Source organism: Phyllobacterium zundukense, from assembly GCF_025452195.1.
Lineage (GTDB): Bacteria > Pseudomonadota > Alphaproteobacteria > Rhizobiales > Rhizobiaceae > Phyllobacterium > Phyllobacterium zundukense_A.
Map to the genome: position 1 here is coordinate 3,265,562 of NZ_CP104973.1, position 20,325 is coordinate 3,285,886.

Here is a 20,325-nt window from a genome sequence, read left to right on the forward strand (position 1 = left end):
TTCAATGTTCTATAAGGCGAGCTCCCGTCGCAACGTCTCCAGCCGTTCCATGGCTATCACCCCATCATGAATTGTCGGGGCAGCAGTCGGCGCACCGCCGAGGGCCGGGACCACATCGGCCAAGAGTGAATAATAGCCCTTCGGATCTTCGTTTGCCGCTGCCGTAAAATTTGGCTTCCATGTCAGAGTGTCGACATCGTCCGCGAGTGTTGCTTCGGGGTCGTCTACCTTGAAGGGCGGGTTGCGGTTCCACCGCACCTCAATAACGTCATCCACCTCGAGACGTTGGTGGTCACTCATCAACTCGATGCGCTCGACCGGGGTGCCCCGCGACTGGATCGTACCCATCGCGATATTTCCAATGGCGCCGCACTCGAACTCGAATCCGACGTGGAAAAGGACCCTGCCCGGTGTCTTTTCCACCTTTCGCGCTGAAATGGTTTGCACCGGCGACACGAAGAATGACACCAGATCCATATAGTGCACGCAGTGATGCAGGAAGAAGCCGGTGTAATCGACATTGCCGGTAAAGTAGCCCGGTGCGGTCATATAGTATCCCGTAAGGCCAAGCACCGGCCCGAACCGCCCGGACTTGATGATGTTGTGGGCAATCTTGTTGCCGACCGAATACCGTTTCATGAAACCGACAAGCAACGGCTTTCCAGCGCGCTCGGACGCAGCACGAAGCTCGCGCGCGCCAGCCGCTGTTCCCGATGGCGGCTTTTCCATAAACACAGGCAGACCCCGATCGAGCGCAAGCTTGCCGAAATCCAGATGCTGATCCGGTCCCACGGCCATGCCGATGGCATCGATACCGGGCATACGGATCAACTCCTCGGCGTCGCTGGTCAGGCGCGCAACGCCAAACTGCCGGCCCGCATCGGCAAGACGCTTGCCATCGATATCGCACAGCGCGACGATTTCGACGTCGTGGCGGACCAATTGGGGAAGTAGCATCTGGGTTGCGTGGATGCCACAACCGATCCAGCCGATTTTCAATGTCATCGCCGATATTCCGTCAGTGTGAGATGGGATTTGATAAAGGCTGCGCTTGCCGCCAGGCGCTCGCCTTCGTCCTCATGCGGCGGGCGCCACTGCGCGAATGGAACGCCGAAGCGATCATCGTTGCGCCGAAAGGGCTCAAGCGATACCGGGCCTTTGTAGTTCACCTCGTGCAGCGCACGACAAACTGCAACCCAGTCGGTCGAGCCGGTGCCAGGGAAGCCGCGATGATTTTCGTTGGCCTGGAAATGTACGAGATGATCGCCGCCAAGCCGGATGGCCTCGGGGATCGACGCTTCCTCCATGTGCATGTGAAATGTGTCGAGCATCAATTTGACTGCCGGATGGTCCACCGCATCAAGCAGCTCGATGGCTTGTTGTGTCGTGCACAACACATCGCTTTCGAAGCGATTGAGCGGTTCGACGGCGAGCAGAATACCGGCTTTTGCAGCGTGATCGCCCGCTTCCTTCAGTCCCGCGATGCAGCGGTCCTTACGCGCCAGCCGTTCTTCTTCGGTTACCGGTACTGGTGCGCGCCCGGCAAACACCAGCGGATTGCCGGTCAGAGGACCGCCAACAACGGTCGCACCGAGTTCAGCCGCGCAGTCCGCCGTATAGCGCAGGTAATCGATGCCGGCGCGGTGGGCATCTTTCTCGTGCGATGAAAGGTTGCGTTGCATATTGACGCGCGCGGCGAGGACGACGCCAAGTCCGGCATCGTCCAAAGCGCGCCGGGCTTCGGCAAGGTCGATTTCGCCCGGCTCGGGCACCAGCAGTTCGACGAAGTCAAAGCCAAGCTCGCGCATTTTCTTGAAGAGGTGGAAATGCTCGGCGGTGAATGGCCTTGCATATTGCATGGAGATCAATCCGATGGGATTCATCATGGGTCCTTCTTTGATATTAAAAAGAGTCATCCCTTCACTGCGCCTTGGGTGAGGCCGCCGATAAGCCGGCGTTGAACGAGAAGGAAAAGCAGAGTGGCGGGAAGTGCGCCGACGACACCGCCGGCAGCGAGCAGACCCCATTCGATCTGGTATTCACCTATCAGCGTCTGGATTGCGACGGTAACGGGGCGAACGTTGCGGCCGCCAAGCGTCAGGGCGTAGAGATATTCGTTCCAGGCGGTAATGAAGATATAGATGCCTGTCGAAATAATGCCGGGCATGGCCAGTGGCAGAACAACGCGACGTAACGCTTGCAGCCGGGAACAGCCATCGATCATTGCCGCTTCGTCGAGGCTGCGCGGAATAGCGCCGATGTAACTCCGGAGCATCCAGACCGCGAACGGAATGGCGACAGTTGAGTTGGCGAGGATCAGCGCAAGATGCGTATCGAGAAGGCCAATCTTCCGCATAAGGATAAAGAGCGGCAGGATCAGCAGCACGATCGGAAACATGTTGACCAGCAGAAATTGCAGCATGACCAGCTTGCGGCCCGGAAAGCGGAACCGTGACAGCGCGTAGGCCGCAGTGACTGAAACTGCAAGGCCGAGGACGACAGTACCAGCGGCAATAATCAGACTGTCCAGCATATTGCCGAGAAACGAGGTCTGTTCCAGCAGGCGGATATAATTGTCCATGCTCCACCCCGCCGGCGACAGGGATACGCCGGACGCAGATAACTGCGCGGTCGGAGTCAAAGACGTCAGGATCATCCAGACGAATGGCCCCATGGCGAGCATTATGATGAAGACGACAGGAATATCCGTCGTGAGAATCCGGCGGAGCGTCGAAGGCTTGTTCATCGTTCCACCTCGCGCATGGTGCGGACGATATAGGCGGCCACGATGGCGCCGAGAAGGATCGTGAACGTAACGGCGATGGCAGTGCCATAGCCGAAGTCGAGATTTTGCCGGGCTTTGATAAACGCGTAAAGCGGCAGTGTGTGCGTGGCATAACCCGGGCCGCCACCTGTCATGACGAAGATGACGTCCATGGAATTTGCAACCCAGATAATTCGCAGCAGGCCCGCCGTCGCCAGCACGGGTGCTATTCCCGGAAGTGTAATATGGACGAACTGACGCCACGTGCTGGCCCCGTCGATAGAGGCGGCTTCATACTGGCTTTGGGGTATCCCCTGCAAACCGGCAAGGATCATCACCGCGAAAAACGGAAAGCCCTGCCAGGTGAGCGTCGCGATCACTGCATAGAGCGCGAGATGCGGATCGGCCAGCCAAGGCACGGTTGAATGGATAATCGACAGGTAAAGCAGGATGTCATTGAGCACCCCGGTGGTCGGATCATAAATCCAGCGCCACATCAGCGCGATGACGACGCTCGGCAAGGCCCACGGAATTATGACGAGGGCACGCGCCAGACCGCGCCATGGGAACTCGCGATTGAGCAGGAGCGCCGCGACCAGGCCAAGACCCATCTGCAAGGGCACCGTCAAGCCGATCCATATGGCAGTATGGCCGAGCGAAGTCCAGAATACCGGGTCATGCAAGAGCTTGATGTAGTTGCCGAAGCCCACGAACCGGCTGGCATTGGGCTTCCACAGGACCAGGTCGTAAAAGCTGGTGACGACCGCCTGAACCATCGGGAAGAACACGATGAACAATGTCACGAGCACTGCCGGTGCCAGCAGGGCGTACGGCATCAGCCGGCTGCGAAGCGGGCGGACCTGCGTGGGTTCGTGAGGCGCTGATGGTGCAAGCGTTGACATGGACAATCTACTTTCGGCGGACGTCGACCAGTACTAGGAAACCCCTCCGCGCTACTGCGCGAAGAGGCTTTCAAGCTGCTGCATCATCTGTTGCGAGGTGATTTGGCCGGTGAGCGCTTGCTGCATCGACGTCTGCCACGCAGTATTGACGAACTCCGCTGTCGCCGTGCTTTGCGGCAGCACGTGGGCAAATGGCAGAGACTGGACTGTAGCGTCAACGAAACGGCGTTCATGCAGGGTCCAATGTTCGGAACCGCTCTTGGTTACAGTCATCTGGCCCGTCGCCTTGTTGAAGGCTACGTTGTTTTCACCCTCGGCGAGAAAGGATATCCACTTCCAGGCAGCATCCTTCACCTGTGACGACGAGAAAATCGCCAGCGATTCATCGCCATAGGATGTCCATTGCTTGCCGCCGCATTTGGGGGCTGGGACGGCGGAAACCTTATCTCCCAGCGCTTTGACCAAATCATTGGATGAGCCAATATGATGAATGGTCATGGCCGTCTTGCCAGCCTTGAATGCTGCGACAATTTCCTGGAAGCCGTCATTAGGAGCCGATGGCGGGATAACCTTGTCTTTCTGGAACAGATCGATCACCCACTGATTAGCCGCGACAGCTTCAGGACTGGTAAGGCCGCCCGGCTTGAGTTCCGCGCCTTGCGAAAAGACGAATGTCCCCCACTGGTCCCAGCCGCCCTTGCCGCCGCGAAGGCCAAAACCATAGGTGTCAGGGGCTTTCGTCAATTTCTGCGCTGCCGTGCGGAAGTCTTCGCATGTCACCGGTGGATTGAGGCCCGCCTCCTTGAAGAGATCGGTGCGGTAATAAAGATACAGCACGACGTACTGGATCGGCAGGTAATATTGCTGCCCATCCGGCCCCTTGTTCAATTCCAGCAGATTATCGAGAAGATCGGCTTTGCCCGGCCACGCGTTGATACGGTCGCCAATCGGCTCCAGCGCGCCCATTTCAGCCAGTCGCGGCTGCGCAAAAAGCTTGACCATCCCGGCGTCCGGCGCATTGCCGCCAACCAGGGAGGTATACAGATTGTCGTAGTAACTGTTCCACGGAACATTTTCCGCTTCAATTTTGATATCGGGGTTTTTCGCCTCGAACTTCGCCACGAGATCCGACATCGGATTTTCCGGATTGTCGAAATGATACCAGAACCGCACCGTTTCGGCCGCATTGGCGGCGCTCACCGCTAGGCCGGCCACGAACGCGCAACTGATACCCAGTTTCTTGAGAATGTTCATCGCTTCCTCCACCTTTGTTATGGGTCGTCAACTGCCGCGGATCATTCCTCGAGCAGCCTCCCCGGCCGCCAACAGCGCCTCCCGCGCAGCAGCCAGTTCATTCGTATTTTGCAGAAATCCATGCGTTACCCCCGGCACAACAGTGAGGGGATCGTTGCGGCCGACGGCCTTCAGCCGATCAGCGAAGAGAAGCGTGTCCGATAATAGGGGATCAATGCCAGCGGCCAACAGATAGAGCGGCGGCAATGCGCGCAGTACAAGGTCGTCGGCGTGTAACGGTGCCACCAGCGGATTGCGGCGGGTATCCTCATTCGCGCAATACCAGTTCCAGTACCGCTGCATCTTGCCACGCGTCAGACCGGGGCCTTCAGCAAACTGGCCATACGACTCCGTGGTGAAGTCGGCACCAAACGCGCCGTAGAACAGAAGCATGCCTGACGGTAGCGAACGCCCTGCTCTCTCTTCGTGCATGACGGCTGCAAGCGCGAGATTGGCTCCCGCTGAATCGCCTGCGATGATAAGCGGTCCCCTAGACACGCCTGCTTCTGCAGTCGCCGTGAATGCAGCACGCAGGCAGGCGACAACGTCATGCAGACCCGCTGGAAACGGATTTTCCGGGGCAAGCCGATAATCGGGAACGAGCACGGGCAATCCGATTTCGTTGGCGAGAACCCGGGCACAACGCTCATGCGTTTCAGGACTGCAGAACGCGAACCCTCCGCCGTGAACGAAAAGCACTGCGCCAATGCCTGCACCATGCGGAACAAGCACGCGCATGCGGCAATCCTGGGAACCGAGTTCTGTGTTGGCGGCAACGATGATGTCTCGCGTCTGAGCAAGCGGCGGCAGGTTTACATTGTTCCGCTGGTTTGAGCGTTCGGATTGCGCCCTGCCCTCTTCCGCTGGCAGCAATGTGGGATCAGCTAGCGGCCCCAGCTCCTCTTCGACGCGCAGCAACAAAGCGCGCATCTCCGCTGAAAGTTCATTGGAAAAACCAGCGCCGTTCATTGATCAGCGTCCGGAAACACAGTTGGCCCGAAGTCGACAATCGTCGCGATATGGTGATGTAAGGCTTGCGTTGCAGCGGCCACATCGCCCTGCTCTATAGCTTCAATTATGACGCGGTGCCGTAGTGCTGTCGCCATCAGATCGCGGGAACCGATACTTCTCGATATTTTGAAGCGATGGTTGTGCACGAGACACCGGTGCAAGATCGGATCGAGCGCCGGCAGGTCTGCATCGCGAAAAATCCGCCGATGGAAATCCCGGTCCAGTGCCGCGAGTTGGAGCTCGTCGCCGTGGTTTGCAGACTCTGCCATATCGTCCGCAAGTTCCTGAAGGTCGGAAACGAGAGTCCGGCTCTTATGGCGCAGTGCGCGAACGATGCCATTGCATTCGATCTGCTGGCGCACGCGGAACATTTCAACGGCTTCATCGACCGTGCAGGCAGATACCTGGGTGCCCCGGTGCCCCTGGCGTCGCACCAATCCTTCTTCCTGCAACTGCAGCAGGGCTTCACGAATGGTACCCTGACTGCACTGGAACCGCGCCGCCAGATCAAGCTCCGTCAACGGCTCGCCGGCGCGCAACTCTCCCAGCATGATATCCCGCTTCAATTGATCGAACGCCACCGCCGCCTTTGCTGGAAGCGGACTATAGGATGGGCGATTTGATCTGCGCGTGATGGAGTCGTCGGGCACTGCAAGCTCTCCTCTTGGTTGCAGATGACGCTAATTATCATTATTGATATTGATATCGATAATGAAAGTCAATAACGTATCGGCCGGAGGAACAATCGAATGACAGCGATCAGTCTGAAGCAGATCAGAAAACTCTACGGGACAGTTCCCGTGATCCACGGGGTAAATATCGATGTCGCGAGCGGCGAGTTTCTCGTTCTTGTTGGCCCGTCCGGTTGCGGGAAATCCACCCTGCTCCGAATGATCGCCGGGCTGGAGGAAATCAGCGCGGGTGAATTGAGGATTGGCGACAAGGTCGTCAATGCCCTGCCGCCCTCCGATCGCGATATTGCCATGGTCTTTCAGGACTACGCGCTCTACCCCCATATGAGCGTTGAAGAAAACATGGCGTTTGGCCTGAAAATGCGCGGCGAGACCACCAATGAAATCGACACGCGCGTGACAGGCGCGGCCGATATCCTCAAGCTTCAGGATTATCTTGAGCGTCGGCCGGCACAACTTTCGGGCGGCCAGCGCCAGCGGGTTGCGATGGGCCGCGCCATCGTTCGCCGACCGAAGGCATTCCTGTTCGACGAACCGCTGTCGAATCTCGATGCCGCACTTCGCGTCGAGATGCGGCTTGAAATTGCCAAACTGCATCGCCGCATGCAGGCGACGACCGTCTACGTCACGCACGATCAGGTGGAGGCTATGACACTCGCTGATCGGATTGTCGTTATGAACGCGGGTAACGTCGAACAGATCGGGCATCCACTTGACCTTTACCGCAAGCCGGCAAGTCTCTTCGTGGCACGCTTTATCGGCAGTCCGACCATGAATACCTTGCAGGTGAATGTCGTTGAATCCACCCGGAACAATTTCGTCCTGCAATTGCCCGCAGGCAAAGCCGTTATAGATGCTGGGGACGGCCCAGTTGCAGCTAAAACGGTTACCTTCGGCATCCGGCCGGAAGACCTGACCGTCTGCGACACCACCGAGGGCTGGTTCAGCGGCGAATTGGCGGTGGTCGAACGGCTTGGCAGCCAGACCTTCGGTTATCTCGATGCCGGAACCGAAAAACTTGTCACCATCGAATTCCCAAGATCAGCTGAAATCCGGGTCGGCGAGCGGCTCTCGGTAAAGGGTGATATTGCCAATGCTCACCTCTTCGAGACGGATAGCGGCCAGCGGATCAATTGAAATACGATATGTTGCCGACCGCATTTATTGTCCGTATCATCGCCCTTAAGCGGTAAGGTTGTCGCCGGCCGGTCCATGTTGCTATGATGTTTCGACCAGCCGATTGGCTATTGGAGGTTGCCATGACACCCGCAAGCAGCAAGACCGACAGCGAAGCTTACGAGTTGGCTAGCACGACAGCCGATGCACAGCGGGCCAAGCTTCCCGACTGGCAGCGCAAGCAAATCAGCGATGCTGATATGCAAACTGGAGAAACATGGTTTGTCTGGGGTTTTTACGGCGCGATGACCGATGACATCGAGCGGCGGAAGCGGCTGCTGGCTGCTTACGTGAACACCAAGTTTGTCGACAGGAAAAATAGTCAGCAGGTCTTCGACGAAATCTCCAAAGCAACGCAAGAAGGAAACCGTCTTTTCGATGCGATATCGGCAGCGGGCGGTCAGGCGTACCGGGAAGGCGGTGATGGCCATCTGGCGAACATCGCAACAATCTTTCTGAACGTCAGCAGAAACCACTAGGCGGGCGCACGCTGAGGAAAAAAACAGCGAGACCCGCCATATGGTGCTTCTGCAAAAATCGGGAGGAAAAAGACGTAACGTTTGCGCCTCTTCTCCTCCCAGCTAGGCTAACCGTTAAATCGGGGTGCAATCGAGGTCGAAAGGTCGGTCAGTACGGCGAGAATACACCCGTTGCAGGTCGCCGTATGTGTAGCCCTATGGCTATCCACCGAAAGGCGTATTTCCGCCTCCCTGAATGACTTTCACAGAAAAAAGGGAGGAGAGAGACAAACGCATGGCGGGGGGATGCTGTGCGTTCGTAGATCTCTATCTCCTCCCAGTCCGACCGATCAGTGGCACGACTTGCGTGTCCTCCCGATCGACCGGAGGAATAATACAATGCTGCATTGAGAACGTATGTGTGACAAAGCAACTCCCTATCTCAAGTTGCATTAATCCTAATGCTGCAACTTGCCGGACGGGCGCCATAAAGTCGTTTGGATGAAATGGTGCTGCGCGGGCACAAAAATCTCCGACGCTTGCAAAAATATAGTGGCCATCCGCCTTCTCTACCCACTATGGGTTGATTTCGGACAGCCGAATCAGGTCAAATCCTGCAATGACGCGGTAATTGCGGCTGGAAGGATTGAAGAAATGACCATGAGCTTCGAGGAGTTTCAAGGTTCGCGTGACTATAGTGACGATCTCCATGCGGAAGGTTTGTGTGAAGGCGAAGGGTTTGTCTACGCCGATGGACTTTGTTGCATCGAAAAGAGTGGCGCCGTTTATTTGCTGCACAGCGATGGCCGGACACTGGTGAATACGGATCTCGAGGAACTTGAGCGGGAGCTGTATCAGCGATTTTATCTGGCTGCAGCGGCTTAGCCACGCTTTCGCAGCATGTTAAAGAGTCATCTATTGGCGGCGATCACCTGCCGCCCGATTGGCTTGTAACAGCATCGTTTCGATACCATCCTGTAGCGCTGCCATCTCCAGAATACTTCATGGTCTTTTTGCCAGATGGCTTCCGGCGTGTTAGGCACGTTGCCAGTCGTTCGGATATGCAGGCAGCCATGAACCGGAAAATCGAAACATTTGCTTTTCTTTCCTCCGGCACGCCGGATTCCGATGAGGCGCTACACGATCTCACAAGGATTTATGGGCAGGCCGAGGCCAAGGATGCCGATGTCATCATCGCGCTTGGCGGCGATGGCTTCATGTTGCAGACGCTGCAGAACTACATGAACCAAGGCAAAATGATCTATGGCATGAACCGTGGGTCGGTCGGTTTCCTGATGAACGAGTTCAGCGACACCGCGCTGAAGGAACGGGTGGAGGCAGCGCAAGCAGAGACAATCCGGCCATTGAAGATGGTAACGGAGTCCGCCGAAGACGGTACGTTCACGGCGTTTGCATTGAATGAAGTCTCATTGCTGCGACAGTCATACCAGGCTGCCAAGATCAGGATCAGCGTCGATGAGCAGGTGCGGCTGGAAGAACTGATCTGCGATGGCGTCATGGTCGCAACGCCGGCCGGCTCGACCGCATATAACCTTTCAGCGCAAGGACCGATTCTGCCGCTCGATGCACGGCTTCTTGCCCTCACCCCGGTTTCCGCTTTTCGCCCCCGGCGCTGGCGCGGTGCACTCCTGCCGAACAAAGTGACCGTGCGGTTCGATATCCTCGAGCCAGAGAAACGGCCGGTAAATGCCGTCGCCGATCATATGGAAGTAAAATCCGTTCTATCGGTCACCGTTGAAGAAGCATCTCAACTCAGGGCGACCATTCTGTTTGACAAGAACCATTCCTGGAACGAACGAATTCTCAAGGAACAGTTCCTTTATTGACAACATCAGAATAAAATGATGCACAATTGTAACGAACTCTTAAATCTGGCTTCATGCAAGAGTTGACTTTTGCTGGCATGCGCCGTAACGCCATTGTCAGCAAACGCTGTGCAAAATCGAGAGTGCCTGATGCTTTGATGCAGATGACGCCCTAGCCGACAACAGGCATGCGCAGCACCGACTGCAGATAGAAAGTTAAATCTCCATTGACCACCTTTGCTGACCTGGGCCTTTCGCCGAAAGTGCTCGATGCTGTAGAAGCAGCAGGATATACGATACCGACACCGATCCAGCTTGGCGCGATCCCGCACGCGCTGCAACGCAAGGACGTTCTTGGCATCGCCCAGACCGGAACCGGCAAGACCGCCTCTTTCGTTCTGCCGATGCTGACGCTGCTCGAACAGGGCCGCGCGCGGGCACGTATGCCACGCACACTCATCCTTGAACCGACGCGCGAACTCGCAGCGCAGGTTGAAGAAAACTTCGTCAAGTATGGCAAGAACCATCGCCTCAACGTCGCGCTGCTGATCGGCGGCGTTTCCTTCGACGACCAGCTGCGCAAGCTTGAACGCGGCGCCGACGTCCTGATCGCAACGCCGGGACGGCTGCTCGATCATTTCGAGCGCGGCAAGCTGCTTTTGAGCGCCGTCGATATTCTCGTCATCGACGAAGCCGACCGCATGCTCGATATGGGCTTCATTCCCGATATCGAACGCATCTGCAAGCTGATCCCCTTTACGCGCCAGACACTGTTCTTCTCGGCAACCATGCCGCCGGAAATCACCAAGCTGACGGAACAATTCCTGCATTCTCCCGTCCGCATCGAAGTTGCAAAGGCAGCGACGACGGCGAAAACGGTAGAGCAGCAGCTGGTGAAGTCAGGTAAAAAGGATTGGGAGAAGCGCGCGGTGCTGCGCGATCTCATCCGCGCCGAAGCTGACGGACTGAAGAACGCGATCATCTTCTGCAATCGCAAGAAGGATGTGTCCGAGCTTTTCCGCTCGCTGGTGAAACACGAATTCGATGCCGGCGCCCTGCACGGCGATATGGATCAGCGCGCGCGCACGACAATGCTGGCTAACTTCAAAGACAACAAGTTGAAGATTCTCGTTGCGTCTGACGTCGCCGCGCGCGGGCTCGACATTCCCGATGTCAGCCACGTGTTCAATTTCGATGTCCCGATCCATTCCGAAGACTACGTCCATCGTATCGGCCGTACGGGTCGCGCTGGCCGCTCCGGCAAGGCTTTTACGCTGGTGACGCCAGCCGATGTCAAATATCTTGCGTCGATCGAAAAGCTGATCGGCGAGGACATCAACTGGTACGATGGTGATCTGTCGACTCTGCCTGTTTCGACTGAGCCGGATGATGCGCCGCGCCGTGGCCGCAATAGTCGCGACAAGAGCGTGCCAAAGCGCAGGCCGCGCAATGAGGGCCGTGAACGCGAACGTCCACAGTCCGAAATCGACATTATCGCAGCGGCTGAAAAGGCCAAAGACGTCGATGCGCAGCCGATAGTCGATGATCAGCCGATCACTCGTACAGCTGAGAAACCGCAAAAGGCCGCGATCAAAGCGGAAAATGAGCAGCGCCGTGCCCGCGTTCCGCATGCCGAGCCGCGCCGTGATCACCGTCGCGACCGCGATGACATGGGTTCGGCACCGATTGGTTTCGGTGATGAAATCCCGGCATTCATGCTGATCGACACAAAGGTCTGAATTTTTATTGCAGGCGCGAGCGTTATTTGGCTATACGCAGTGACGCTTCGTACGCCCGTCTTGCCCATTCCGTCATGATGTCGGGGTCATCGAAAGCCTCTGCGGGGACCGACCAATAAGGCATGCCGACTGGCCTCCTGCCCTCGCGCTCATAGGTCCATTGGCGGCAATTGGCTGCCTCAAACTCGGGCGCTGAGACCTTGTCTGCTTTCAAGAGAATTTCGTCACTGACTTCGAGCGCGATGATCGTGCCCTCGAAATAGATACCCTTGCCGCCGCCAAACATCCGTTTGATCGTGACCGGCCCTAGCCCTGAAAACAAATCCTGAATTGCGTCATTGTCCATGACGGAAGATCAAGAAGCGGCTGATGCCAGCGCTTCCGGCTTGACCGGCGTCAACTCAACAGACTCTCCACAGCCGCAGGCTGAAGTCTGATTGGGATTGTTGAAGACGAAGCCTGTGCGCAGCTTGGTCACCTCAAAGTCCATCTGCGTGCCCAGGAGGTAGAGCACAGCTTCCGGCGCGACGAAAACCTTCGAGCCGTCTTTTTCGACCACATCATCACCGGCTTTTGCTTCGGTAACGAGATCGATCATATATTCCATGCCTGCGCAGCCGCCCTTCTTGATGCCGACGCGAATGCCGAGCGCATTTTCGCGCGTCGCCACAATCTCGCTCACGCGCTGTGCGGCGGCGTCAGTCAACGTCATGACAGAAAAACGACCCATTTCTCATCTCTCTTGTTCGAGATCGCTGGAACGATCACTCGAATAACATAGTTAGTGTTACACAACCGTCACTGCAAGTGTTCAAACTGTTCAAGAGGGCCGAAAGCATGAATTATCGCCATCTCGTTGTTTGCAGCGCAGCAGTGTTCTCGCTGCATATTGTACCAGGGCTTGCGCAGGAAGCGAAACAGCCTGAAGCAACCACACCTGCACCCGCGGAAACACCGGTACCGAAGGAACAAGCGGCAACCGCAACGCAGACGCCGCCCGAATATCTTGATGACCGGAGCAATCCCGAGGCCCTGATCAAATCCTACTATAATGCCATCAATAGGCAAGAATATGCCCGCGCTTACAGCTATTATGCTTCGGATAGCCCGCCGCAACCGTTCCCGCAGTTTCAGGCGGGATATGAAACCACCGCGTCGGTCAGCGTGCTGTTCGGCAAGGCTGTCGGCGAAGGCGCAGCCGGTTCCGCCTATTGGAGCCAGCCAATGGCGATTAAATCCGAGGGCAAAGATGGCAGCGTGACGGTGTTCAATGGTTGTTACCGTCTGCGGCTGGCAAATCCGGCGATTCAGGGCGTTCCCTACGTGCCGCTCTCCATATTGGACGGAACACTGCAGAAATCAGATCAACCGTTCGAAGAGAGCGTGCCGGAAGGCTGCGAAGCGCCTTAAAGAAAAAACCTGCTTAGGGTGCGTTGAGATTCGCGATCATGACGAGGCGAAAACGGTGGTTTTCGAGAAGCGGAGCGGAGCGTACTTGGAGTACGTGAGCACCGATCGCAGAAAAATGCCGTTTGCAGACCGTCAGGGCGTGAATATCAACTTACCCTAGTACCAGCCGACGGCAACCTGCGCCTCTTCCGACATGCGATCGGGTGTCCAGGGTGGATCGAATGTCATGGTGACATCGACAAAACTCACGCCTTCTACGGCGCTGACCGCATCCTGTACCCAGCCCGGCATTTCGCCTGCAACCGGGCAGCCCGGTGCCGTCAGCGTCATTTCGATCTTGACCGAACGGTCGTCTTCGATGTCGATCTTGTAGACCAGACCGAGCTCGTAGATATCGGCAGGAATTTCCGGGTCATATACGGTTTTCAACGCACCGATCACATCATCGGTCATCCGCGCCAGTTCGTCGGCAGGAATAGCCGACACAGGCGCGGTCTCGACCTCAGCCTTTGCAGAACCGGTTTCAACTACCGGTGTCTCAGCTTTTTCCAGTGTCTCGACTTTGTCAGTCATTGTCATCACCCAAAGAATTTCCGCGCCTTTTCCAGCGCATCGGCGAGAACATCGATCTCGTCTCTTGTATTATACATCGCAAACGATGCACGGCATGTGGATGTTACACCGAAGCGTTTCAATAGCGGCTGGGCGCAATGGGTACCTGCCCGCACCGCAACGCCTGCACGGTCGATGACCATCGATACGTCATGGGCGTGGATGCCCTGCAGTTCGAAGGAAATAATCGCACCCTTGCCCTTTGCATCGCCAAATATACGCAACGAATTGATTTCGCGCAGACGTTGGTGTGCATAGTCGCGCAAATCTTCTTCGTGGGCGAGAATGGCGGCGCGGCCGATCTTTTCCACATATTCGATCGCTGCGCCAAGCCCGATAGCCTGGGCGATCGGCGGGGTGCCGGCTTCAAACCTGTGTGGCGGGTGGTTGTAAGTGACGATATCCTCCGTCACCTCCTCGATCATTTCGCCGCCGCCCTGGAACGGCCGCATCGCTTCGAGCATTTCCTTGCGCCCATAAAGCACACCGATGCCCGACGGGCCGTAAATCTTGTGGCCGGTAAAGACGTACCAGTCGCAACCGAGATCCTGCACATCGACCGGCAGGTGCACTGCACCCTGGCTGCCATCGACCAGCACCGGAATACCGCGCGCATGGGCGATGCGTACGATCTCCTTGATCGGCGTCACTGTTCCGAGCACGTTCGACATATGGGTGATCGCGACAAGCTTGGTGCGGTCGGTCAGCCGCTTTTCAAATTCCTCGATGTGGAAAGCACCCTGTTCATCGACAGGCACCCAGACAAGCTTCGCACCTTGCCGTTCGCGAATGAAATGCCATGGCACAATATTCGAGTGGTGCTCCATGATGGAAAGCACGATCTCGTCACCCTCGCCGATATTCGGCATACCGTAGCCATAGGCGACGGTATTGATCGACTCTGTCGCAGATTTGGTGAAAACGATTTCATCAACCGACGCTGCATTCAGAAACCGTCGAACGCTTTCCCTTGCTTTTTCATAGGCATCGGTCGCAGCGTTCGACAGGAAATGTAGCCCCCGATGCACATTGGCGTATTCGTTGGAATAGGTGTGCGTGATCATATCGATGACTGCGCGCGGTTTCTGGGCCGAAGCGCCATTATCGAGATAGACCAGCGGCTTGCCATAGACTTCACGCGACAGGATTGGGAAATCCTGGCGAATTGCCTCTACGTCATAGCCGCTTTGAATGATCCTTGTATCCATGATAGCCGCGCTTTCCATATAGGTTCAGTCGATCAGACGTGTACCGCGAGCCATTTGTCGAGAATGTCTTCAAGCGCCTCGACAAGGGGTTCGTTTTCCAGCTCTTCGACGATTTCGGCAACGAAAGCCTTGATCAAAAGACCGCGTGCTTCATTTTCGGGGATGCCGCGTGCACGCAGGTAGAACAGATGATTGCCATCGATCTCTGTAACGGTTGCGCCATGGCCGCACGCCACGTCATCCGCAAAAATCTCAAGCTCCGGCTTGGCGTCGAATTCGCCATCGTCCGAGAGAAGCAACGTGTTGCATGCCATGCGCGCGTCGGTCTTCTGGGCGATCTTGTTGACCTTGATCTGACCCTGAAACACTCCGCGCGCGCGATCCGTCACAACGTTTCGGATGATTTGCACCGATGTTGTGTTTTCGACCAGATGACCGAGTGTCATGGTGACGTCCGTATGGCTGTCGCCGCCGAGCAAATTGACACCGCGGAGCTGGAAGTCGGAACCCTCGCCCTTCACCAGCACATGCACTTCCTGACGGACGAGCTTGCCGCCGGCATTGACAACGTAAAGCGTCAATTTGGCATTGGAACCAATCGTGGCAATGAACTGCGCCAGCTGCGTTGCCTCGACGCCCTGCTCGCGCAGGATGATCCAGGTGATTTCGGCATCATCAGCGATGGTTACATTGCTGACGCTGGTCGAAAAACCTTCGCCCTCGCCGCCGGTTTGGCGCTCGATGATTGTTGCCTTGACACCCTTGCCGAATTTGACCGGAAAACGCACATGCCCCTGACCGCGAAGCTGGGCGTTCTGCAATTCGAGCGGCGTTTCCAGTTCTACACCATCGGCAAAGGCAATGGCCCAGCCATCGGTGACATATGCCGCATTGATCTGGCCGATCGCGTCGTCGCCGTCACGAATGGCAAGCTCGCGGATCACCGAACCATCGGACAGTTTATCACCGAACCTGGTGAATTCGACACCTTCGAGACGCGGAGACGTCAGCGCGACGCCGTTGGAAACGGTCGCCACCGCCGATCCTGCGATAATCGCCGGCAAGGCGTTGGTTCCAGCTGTCCCATCATGGGCGGGAACGTTGCGTAGCAATGTGCGCAGATCAGTATAGTGCCAAGCCTCGACTCGACGCGAAGGAAGACCTTGCGTCTTCAACGCTTCAATGGCGTTGTCGCGGGCGCTGGCGATCTCGCCGTCGCCCGGCAGTTCGCCCATCCGGTCGACGAAAGCGTCGACCAGTGCCGATTCAGCAGGTGTGGGTTGGCGTCCTGTATGAACATTCATGACGTTATTCCTCAGGCTGCCTCACCGATGATATTGGCATAGCCATTCTCTTCCAGCTCGAGCGCAAGATTCTTGTCGCCCGACTTGATCACCTGCCCCTTGTAGAGAACATGGACAGTGTCCGGCACGATATAGTCGAGCAAACGCTGGTAATGGGTGATGACGACAACAGCGCGATCGGGCGACCGCAATGCATTGACGCCATCGGCAACGATCTTGAGCGCGTCGATGTCGAGACCGGAATCGGTCTCGTCGAGAACGCAGAGCTTCGGCTCGAGCAGCTTCATCTGCAGGATTTCCGCACGTTTCTTCTCGCCGCCGGAGAAACCGACATTGAGTGGACGCTTGAGCATGGCGATATCCATGTCGAGTGACGCAGCTGCTGTCTTCACGCGCCCGATGAATTCGGGGATTTTCAGCGGCTCTTCACCGCGCGCCTTGCGCTGCGAATTTATCGCAACCTTCAGGAATTCCATCGTCGCAACCCCCGGTATCTCCATCGGATACTGGAACGCCAGGAAAATGCCCTTGGCTGCACGCTCGGACGGGTCGAGCTCCAGGATGGATTCGCCATTGTAAAGAATGTCGCCTTCGGTGACCTCGTAGTCGTCGCGGCCCGCGAGAATATAGGACAGAGTCGATTTCCCGGAACCGTTCGGCCCCATGATCGCAGCGACTTCACCAGCCTTGACGGTAAGATTCAGACCGCGAATGATCTCGGTGTCCGTGTCTGCGATCTTCGCATGAAGGTTTCTGATTTCCAGCATTTTACTACCTTTTGGATTCCGGGAATCAGCCTTGGCGATCCCTAACTTTTAATCTTGGTTCTGTTGGCCTGTGCCGTACCGACTATGATGAACTCTCGCCGCTGAGGGTCTTGAGGCGCTCGACCACAGATGCGAGCTCCTTGCGCGCTCTGATCAGCTCCGGCTCAAGAACGCTCTCGGTCGCGGTAGACGAACGCGCTATCGTGTCAGTCAACTCGTCGATCACTTCACCCAGTTCTTCATAACGCCGGCGAAGCCTGTCGAGTGCGTCAGTAGTGATTGGTGCCATTATCCGACGCTCCCCTCGAGGCTGATGCCGATCAGCTTCTGCGCTTCAACGGCAAATTCCATCGGCAATTCCTGGATGACTTCCTTGACGAAGCCATTGACGATGAGTGCAATCGCCTCTTCTTCCGGAATGCCGCGCTGCATTACATAGAACAGCGCATCTTCCGAGATCTTCGAGGTGGTCGCCTCGTGTTCGAACTGCGCGGTCGCATTCTTGGCCTCGATGTAGGGCACCGTATGCGCGCCGCAATCATTACCGATCAATAGCGAGTCGCACTGGGTGAAGTTGCGGGCGTTCTCGGCCTTGCGATGGGCTGAAACCTGACCGCGATAGGTGTTGTTCGACTTGCCCGCCGAAATACCTTTGGAGATGATACGGCTCGACGTGTTCTTGCCGAGATGCAACATCTTGGTACCGCTGTCGATCTGCTGGTGACCATTGGAAACGGCGATCGAGTAAAACTCGCCGCGTGAATTATCACCGCGCAGAATGACCGAAGGATATTTCCAGGTGATCGCGGAACCGGTTTCGACCTGCGTCCATGAAATCTTGGAATTGACGCCGCGGCAATCGCCACGCTTGGTGACGAAGTTGTAGATACCGCCCTTGCCTTCCGCGTCGCCGGGGAACCAGTTCTGCACCGTCGAATATTTGATCTCTGCATCGTCAAGCGCAATCAGCTCGACAACAGCCGCATGCAGCTGGTTTTCGTCGCGCTGCGGTGCCGTGCAGCCTTCGAGGTAGGACACATACGCACCTTCTTCAGCGATGATCAGCGTCCGCTCGAACTGGCCGGTATCACGCTCATTGATGCGGAAATAAGTGGAAAGCTCCATCGGGCAACGCACGCCCTTCGGCACATAGACAAACGAACCGTCAGTGAAGACAGCCGAATTCAGCGTCGCGTAGAAATTATCCGAAACCGGAACAACCGTTGCGAGATACTTCTTCACCAGATCCGGATGTTCGCGGATCGCTTCGGAGATCGAGCAGAAGATGACACCGGCTTTTGCCAATTCAGCCTTGAACGTCGTGACCACCGAGACGCTGTCGAACACAGCGTCGACAGCAACGCGGCCGGACTTGTAGACATTGTCGCTGGCTTCATCTTCGTCGCTGGGGCTCGCTTCGCCGACCTTGCGTACACCCGCGAGGATTTCCTGCTCTTTCAAAGGAATTCCCAGCTTCTCATAGGTGCGCAGCAGCTCCGGATCGACATCGGCAAGCGACGTCGGGCCGGTCTGGTTCTTCGGACCGGCGTAATAGACCATGTCCTGGAAGTCGATCTTAGGATAGTTCACGCGCGCCCAAGTGGGCTCTTCCATCGTCAGCCAGCGTTCATAAGCCTTCAGACGCCATTCAAGCATCCAGTCCGGCTCATTCTTCTTGGCAGAGATGAAGCGAATGATATCTGCATTAAGGCCCTTCGGCGCCTTATCCATTTCGATAAGGGTTTCAAAGCCGTATTTGTACTGGTCCACGTCAAGCGTACGGACCCGGTCAATGGTTTCCTGCACTGCAGGCATTGGCGTTCTCCATCCACGCGGGGTTCAAGGTCCCGCAGTTGCAAACGTCAAGGCAGTATGTCGTCTTGAATATCTGCCTCTATGTAGTGCGCAATCGCACGATTTAACACCGGTATTCACCGGATTTTTTTCAATTAACGGCGATAATCTGCCGATAATCGAATTTCTTTACGCGGCATCGGCCGCGGCTGGTTTCGAGCGGTCGCGTCGTGCGACCATAATCTTCAGCGCTTCCAGAAAAAGCGCGATCTCTTCATCACCGGTATCCGGCGCCGTTGAGATGCGCAGACCGCCTGTTCCGTCGCCATATCCCATCGCCGCAAGCACGTGACTTGGCCCGACTTTTCCGGATGAACAGGCGGATCCGGCCGATAGCGCGATTCCGGCAAGATCGAAAGCGATCTGTACCGTTTCCGCTTTCATATCAGCCAGCGAAAACATGGTGGTGTTCGGCAGGCGGTCGACGGCCCCACCATAGATAAATGCATCAGGTGCGATCGCCCGCACGCTCTGTTCTATCATTTCGCGTTTTTGTGTTGGCCATCCGCCAGAATCCAGGCGTTCCTTGGCCACGCGTGCCGCTGCACCGAATCCGGCGATCAGCGGCAAGGCTTCGGTACCGCCGCGATGGCCCTTTTCCTGTCCACCACCGCGGATGATGGGTTTCGGCATCACCAGATCAGATACGGCCACAATTGCTCCAACGCCTTTTGGACCGCCGATCTTGTGCGACGACAGGATGAGATAATCCGCAGAAGATGTTGTAATATCGAGCGGAACTCGTCCTGCGGCCTGCACCGCGTCAACAACGAAGAGCCCGCCAAATTCCTTCACCAGCGCACCAATCGTTTCGATCGGCTGCAAGACGCCAGTTTCGTTGTTGGCCGCCTGTACGGCAACGAGCGGCAGCCCTTGGCTGCGATCATGGGCAACAAGAAACTCGCGCAGCTGCTCCAGATCAACCAGGCCGTTGTCGTCAACACCAATTAAGTCAACCTGATCTGCCGGAAACTGTCCGCCGGCCAGGATACAAGGATGCTCGGTTGCGCTGACATAAAGCCGCGAAAGACGCATCGCTGCCCGCCCCATCGTATAATGTGGCGTCAGCAGGGTTGAAGCTGCCTCGGTCGCACCCGATGTAAAGAACACATGATCAGGCTTGGAGTTCACCAGCGCAGCGACATCGCGGCGCGCGGCTTCGAGAATTGCCTTGGTCGCCCGGCCTTCCAGATGAACGGATGACGGATTGCCGGTCTGCATCAGCGCATTGACGACAGCATCGCGCGCCGCCGCAATCAGCGGCGCACTTGCATTGTAGTCGAGATAGGCGCGATTGCGGGCCATGCTT

Annotated in this window: 21 protein-coding genes and 1 pseudogene; 6 read left to right on the forward strand and 16 right to left on the reverse strand. The window is 56.7% G+C overall.

Annotated features, from left to right (window positions below; all coding sequences use genetic code 11):
• Positions 1-9: 9 nt before the first annotated feature.
• Genes N8E88_RS28380 through N8E88_RS28410 form a run of 7 tightly spaced genes read right to left on the reverse strand, consistent with a single transcriptional unit; the run spans position 10 to position 6,620 of the window.
• Positions 10-1,005, reverse strand: coding sequence for a Gfo/Idh/MocA family protein (locus N8E88_RS28380; protein ID WP_262293457.1), 996 nt, complete (start codon positions 1,003-1,005; stop codon positions 10-12).
• Positions 1,002-1,883: a sugar phosphate isomerase/epimerase family protein gene (locus N8E88_RS28385; protein ID WP_315975320.1), complete on the reverse strand. Its 882-nt coding sequence runs from the start codon at positions 1,881-1,883 to the stop codon at positions 1,002-1,004. Before N8E88_RS28385 ends, N8E88_RS28380 begins: the two co-directional genes overlap by 4 nt.
• A gap of 29 nt (positions 1,884-1,912) precedes the next feature.
• Positions 1,913-2,746: a carbohydrate ABC transporter permease gene (locus N8E88_RS28390; RefSeq protein ID WP_114429364.1), complete on the reverse strand. Its 834-nt coding sequence runs from the start codon at positions 2,744-2,746 to the stop codon at positions 1,913-1,915.
• Positions 2,743-3,666, reverse strand: coding sequence for a carbohydrate ABC transporter permease (locus tag N8E88_RS28395; protein WP_262293459.1), 924 nt, complete (start codon positions 3,664-3,666; stop codon positions 2,743-2,745). Before N8E88_RS28395 ends, N8E88_RS28390 begins: the two co-directional genes overlap by 4 nt.
• Positions 3,667-3,717: 51 nt before the next feature.
• Positions 3,718-4,920 carry an ABC transporter substrate-binding protein gene (locus N8E88_RS28400; protein ID WP_262293460.1) on the reverse strand — a complete coding sequence of 401 codons (1,203 nt, stop codon included), beginning with the start codon at positions 4,918-4,920 and terminating at the stop codon, positions 3,718-3,720.
• Positions 4,921-4,947: 27 nt separating this feature from the next.
• Complete coding sequence (locus N8E88_RS28405) at positions 4,948-5,928, reverse strand: alpha/beta hydrolase (RefSeq protein ID WP_262293461.1); 981 nt, start codon at positions 5,926-5,928, stop codon at positions 4,948-4,950.
• Positions 5,925-6,620 carry a GntR family transcriptional regulator gene (locus tag N8E88_RS28410; protein ID WP_262293462.1) on the reverse strand — a complete coding sequence of 232 codons (696 nt, stop codon included), beginning with the start codon at positions 6,618-6,620 and terminating at the stop codon, positions 5,925-5,927. The genes N8E88_RS28405 and N8E88_RS28410 overlap by 4 nt, the downstream gene beginning before the upstream one ends.
• A gap of 99 nt (positions 6,621-6,719) precedes the next feature.
• On the opposite strand from N8E88_RS28410, the gene N8E88_RS28415 reads away from it, so the two are divergent.
• The 5 genes and pseudogenes from N8E88_RS28415 to N8E88_RS28435 all read left to right on the forward strand — a co-directional run.
• Complete coding sequence (locus N8E88_RS28415; protein WP_262293463.1) at positions 6,720-7,799, forward strand: ABC transporter ATP-binding protein; 1,080 nt, start codon at positions 6,720-6,722, stop codon at positions 7,797-7,799.
• Positions 7,800-7,909: 110 nt separating this feature from the next.
• Positions 7,910-8,317, forward strand: coding sequence for a hypothetical protein (locus N8E88_RS28420; RefSeq protein WP_262293464.1), 408 nt, complete (start codon positions 7,910-7,912; stop codon positions 8,315-8,317).
• Between the two features lie 633 nt (positions 8,318-8,950).
• Positions 8,951-9,181: a hypothetical protein gene (locus N8E88_RS28425; RefSeq protein WP_262293465.1), complete on the forward strand. Its 231-nt coding sequence runs from the start codon at positions 8,951-8,953 to the stop codon at positions 9,179-9,181.
• Between the two features lie 188 nt (positions 9,182-9,369).
• Complete coding sequence (locus tag N8E88_RS28430) at positions 9,370-10,143, forward strand: NAD kinase (RefSeq protein WP_262293466.1); 774 nt, start codon at positions 9,370-9,372, stop codon at positions 10,141-10,143.
• Positions 10,144-10,349: 206 nt separating this feature from the next.
• Positions 10,350-11,540: pseudogene (locus N8E88_RS28435) on the forward strand (DEAD/DEAH box helicase); the annotation flags it as partial.
• Between the two features lie 343 nt (positions 11,541-11,883).
• Here N8E88_RS28435 and N8E88_RS28440 read toward each other — a convergent pair.
• Together N8E88_RS28440 and sufA are read right to left on the reverse strand one after the other, a co-directional pair.
• On the reverse strand, positions 11,884-12,207 hold the full coding sequence (locus N8E88_RS28440; protein ID WP_262293468.1) for a TfoX/Sxy family protein: 324 nt from the start codon (positions 12,205-12,207) through the stop codon (positions 11,884-11,886).
• 9 nt (positions 12,208-12,216) lie between these two features.
• Positions 12,217-12,591, reverse strand: coding sequence for a Fe-S cluster assembly scaffold SufA (sufA, locus tag N8E88_RS28445; RefSeq protein WP_114429356.1), 375 nt, complete (start codon positions 12,589-12,591; stop codon positions 12,217-12,219).
• A gap of 107 nt (positions 12,592-12,698) precedes the next feature.
• On the opposite strand from sufA, the gene N8E88_RS28450 reads away from it, so the two are divergent.
• On the forward strand, positions 12,699-13,271 hold the full coding sequence (locus tag N8E88_RS28450) for a hypothetical protein (protein ID WP_262293469.1): 573 nt from the start codon (positions 12,699-12,701) through the stop codon (positions 13,269-13,271).
• 156 nt (positions 13,272-13,427) lie between these two features.
• Here the strand turns inward: N8E88_RS28450 and N8E88_RS28455 are convergent, their stop codons facing one another.
• From N8E88_RS28455 to N8E88_RS28485, 7 genes are all read right to left on the reverse strand, one after another.
• Positions 13,428-13,844 carry an SUF system Fe-S cluster assembly protein gene (locus tag N8E88_RS28455; RefSeq protein WP_224505993.1) on the reverse strand — a complete coding sequence of 139 codons (417 nt, stop codon included), beginning with the start codon at positions 13,842-13,844 and terminating at the stop codon, positions 13,428-13,430.
• A gap of 5 nt (positions 13,845-13,849) precedes the next feature.
• Complete coding sequence (locus tag N8E88_RS28460; protein ID WP_262293470.1) at positions 13,850-15,091, reverse strand: cysteine desulfurase; 1,242 nt, start codon at positions 15,089-15,091, stop codon at positions 13,850-13,852.
• Between the two features lie 32 nt (positions 15,092-15,123).
• Positions 15,124-16,395: a Fe-S cluster assembly protein SufD gene (gene sufD, locus N8E88_RS28465; protein ID WP_262293471.1), complete on the reverse strand. Its 1,272-nt coding sequence runs from the start codon at positions 16,393-16,395 to the stop codon at positions 15,124-15,126.
• Between the two features lie 11 nt (positions 16,396-16,406).
• A complete protein-coding gene (gene sufC / locus N8E88_RS28470; RefSeq protein WP_262293472.1) occupies positions 16,407-17,162 on the reverse strand; it encodes a Fe-S cluster assembly ATPase SufC in 756 nt (251 codons plus the stop codon).
• A gap of 82 nt (positions 17,163-17,244) precedes the next feature.
• On the reverse strand, positions 17,245-17,451 hold the full coding sequence (locus tag N8E88_RS28475; RefSeq protein WP_112530945.1) for a hypothetical protein: 207 nt from the start codon (positions 17,449-17,451) through the stop codon (positions 17,245-17,247).
• Positions 17,451-18,977 (reverse strand): Fe-S cluster assembly protein SufB, encoded by a 1,527-nt coding sequence (gene sufB, locus N8E88_RS28480; RefSeq protein WP_262293473.1) that lies wholly within the window; start codon positions 18,975-18,977, stop codon positions 17,451-17,453. Before sufB ends, N8E88_RS28475 begins: the two co-directional genes overlap by 1 nt.
• A 168-nt stretch (positions 18,978-19,145) precedes the next feature.
• Entirely contained in the window at positions 19,146-20,321 is a 1,176-nt protein-coding gene (locus N8E88_RS28485) for a cysteine desulfurase family protein (protein ID WP_262293474.1), read from the reverse strand.
• Positions 20,322-20,325 lie beyond the last annotated feature (4 nt).

Coding starts and splice junctions, on each gene's coding strand:
- sufB (WP_262293473.1), bottom strand. CDS start 18,977: ATGCCTGCAGTGCAGGAAACCATTGACCGGGTCCGTACGCTTGACGTG.
- N8E88_RS28440 (WP_262293468.1), bottom strand. CDS start 12,207: ATGGACAATGACGCAATTCAGGATTTGTTTTCAGGGCTAGGGCCGGTC.
- N8E88_RS28385 (WP_315975320.1), bottom strand. CDS start 1,883: ATGAATCCCATCGGATTGATCTCCATGCAATATGCAAGGCCATTCACC.
- N8E88_RS28400 (WP_262293460.1), bottom strand. CDS start 4,920: ATGAACATTCTCAAGAAACTGGGTATCAGTTGCGCGTTCGTGGCCGGC.
- N8E88_RS28380 (WP_262293457.1), bottom strand. CDS start 1,005: ATGACATTGAAAATCGGCTGGATCGGTTGTGGCATCCACGCAACCCAG.
- sufD (WP_262293471.1), bottom strand. CDS start 16,395: ATGAATGTTCATACAGGACGCCAACCCACACCTGCTGAATCGGCACTG.
- sufA (WP_114429356.1), bottom strand. CDS start 12,591: ATGGGTCGTTTTTCTGTCATGACGTTGACTGACGCCGCCGCACAGCGC.
- N8E88_RS28450 (WP_262293469.1), top strand. CDS start 12,699: ATGAATTATCGCCATCTCGTTGTTTGCAGCGCAGCAGTGTTCTCGCTG.
- N8E88_RS28405 (WP_262293461.1), bottom strand. CDS start 5,928: ATGAACGGCGCTGGTTTTTCCAATGAACTTTCAGCGGAGATGCGCGCT.
- N8E88_RS28390 (WP_114429364.1), bottom strand. CDS start 2,746: ATGAACAAGCCTTCGACGCTCCGCCGGATTCTCACGACGGATATTCCT.
- N8E88_RS28425 (WP_262293465.1), top strand. CDS start 8,951: ATGACCATGAGCTTCGAGGAGTTTCAAGGTTCGCGTGACTATAGTGAC.
- N8E88_RS28485 (WP_262293474.1), bottom strand. CDS start 20,321: ATGGCCCGCAATCGCGCCTATCTCGACTACAATGCAAGTGCGCCGCTG.
- N8E88_RS28475 (WP_112530945.1), bottom strand. CDS start 17,451: ATGGCACCAATCACTACTGACGCACTCGACAGGCTTCGCCGGCGTTAT.
- N8E88_RS28415 (WP_262293463.1), top strand. CDS start 6,720: ATGACAGCGATCAGTCTGAAGCAGATCAGAAAACTCTACGGGACAGTT.
- N8E88_RS28460 (WP_262293470.1), bottom strand. CDS start 15,091: ATGGATACAAGGATCATTCAAAGCGGCTATGACGTAGAGGCAATTCGC.
- N8E88_RS28455 (WP_224505993.1), bottom strand. CDS start 13,844: ATGACTGACAAAGTCGAGACACTGGAAAAAGCTGAGACACCGGTAGTT.
- sufC (WP_262293472.1), bottom strand. CDS start 17,162: ATGCTGGAAATCAGAAACCTTCATGCGAAGATCGCAGACACGGACACC.
- N8E88_RS28430 (WP_262293466.1), top strand. CDS start 9,370: ATGAACCGGAAAATCGAAACATTTGCTTTTCTTTCCTCCGGCACGCCG.
- N8E88_RS28395 (WP_262293459.1), bottom strand. CDS start 3,666: ATGTCAACGCTTGCACCATCAGCGCCTCACGAACCCACGCAGGTCCGC.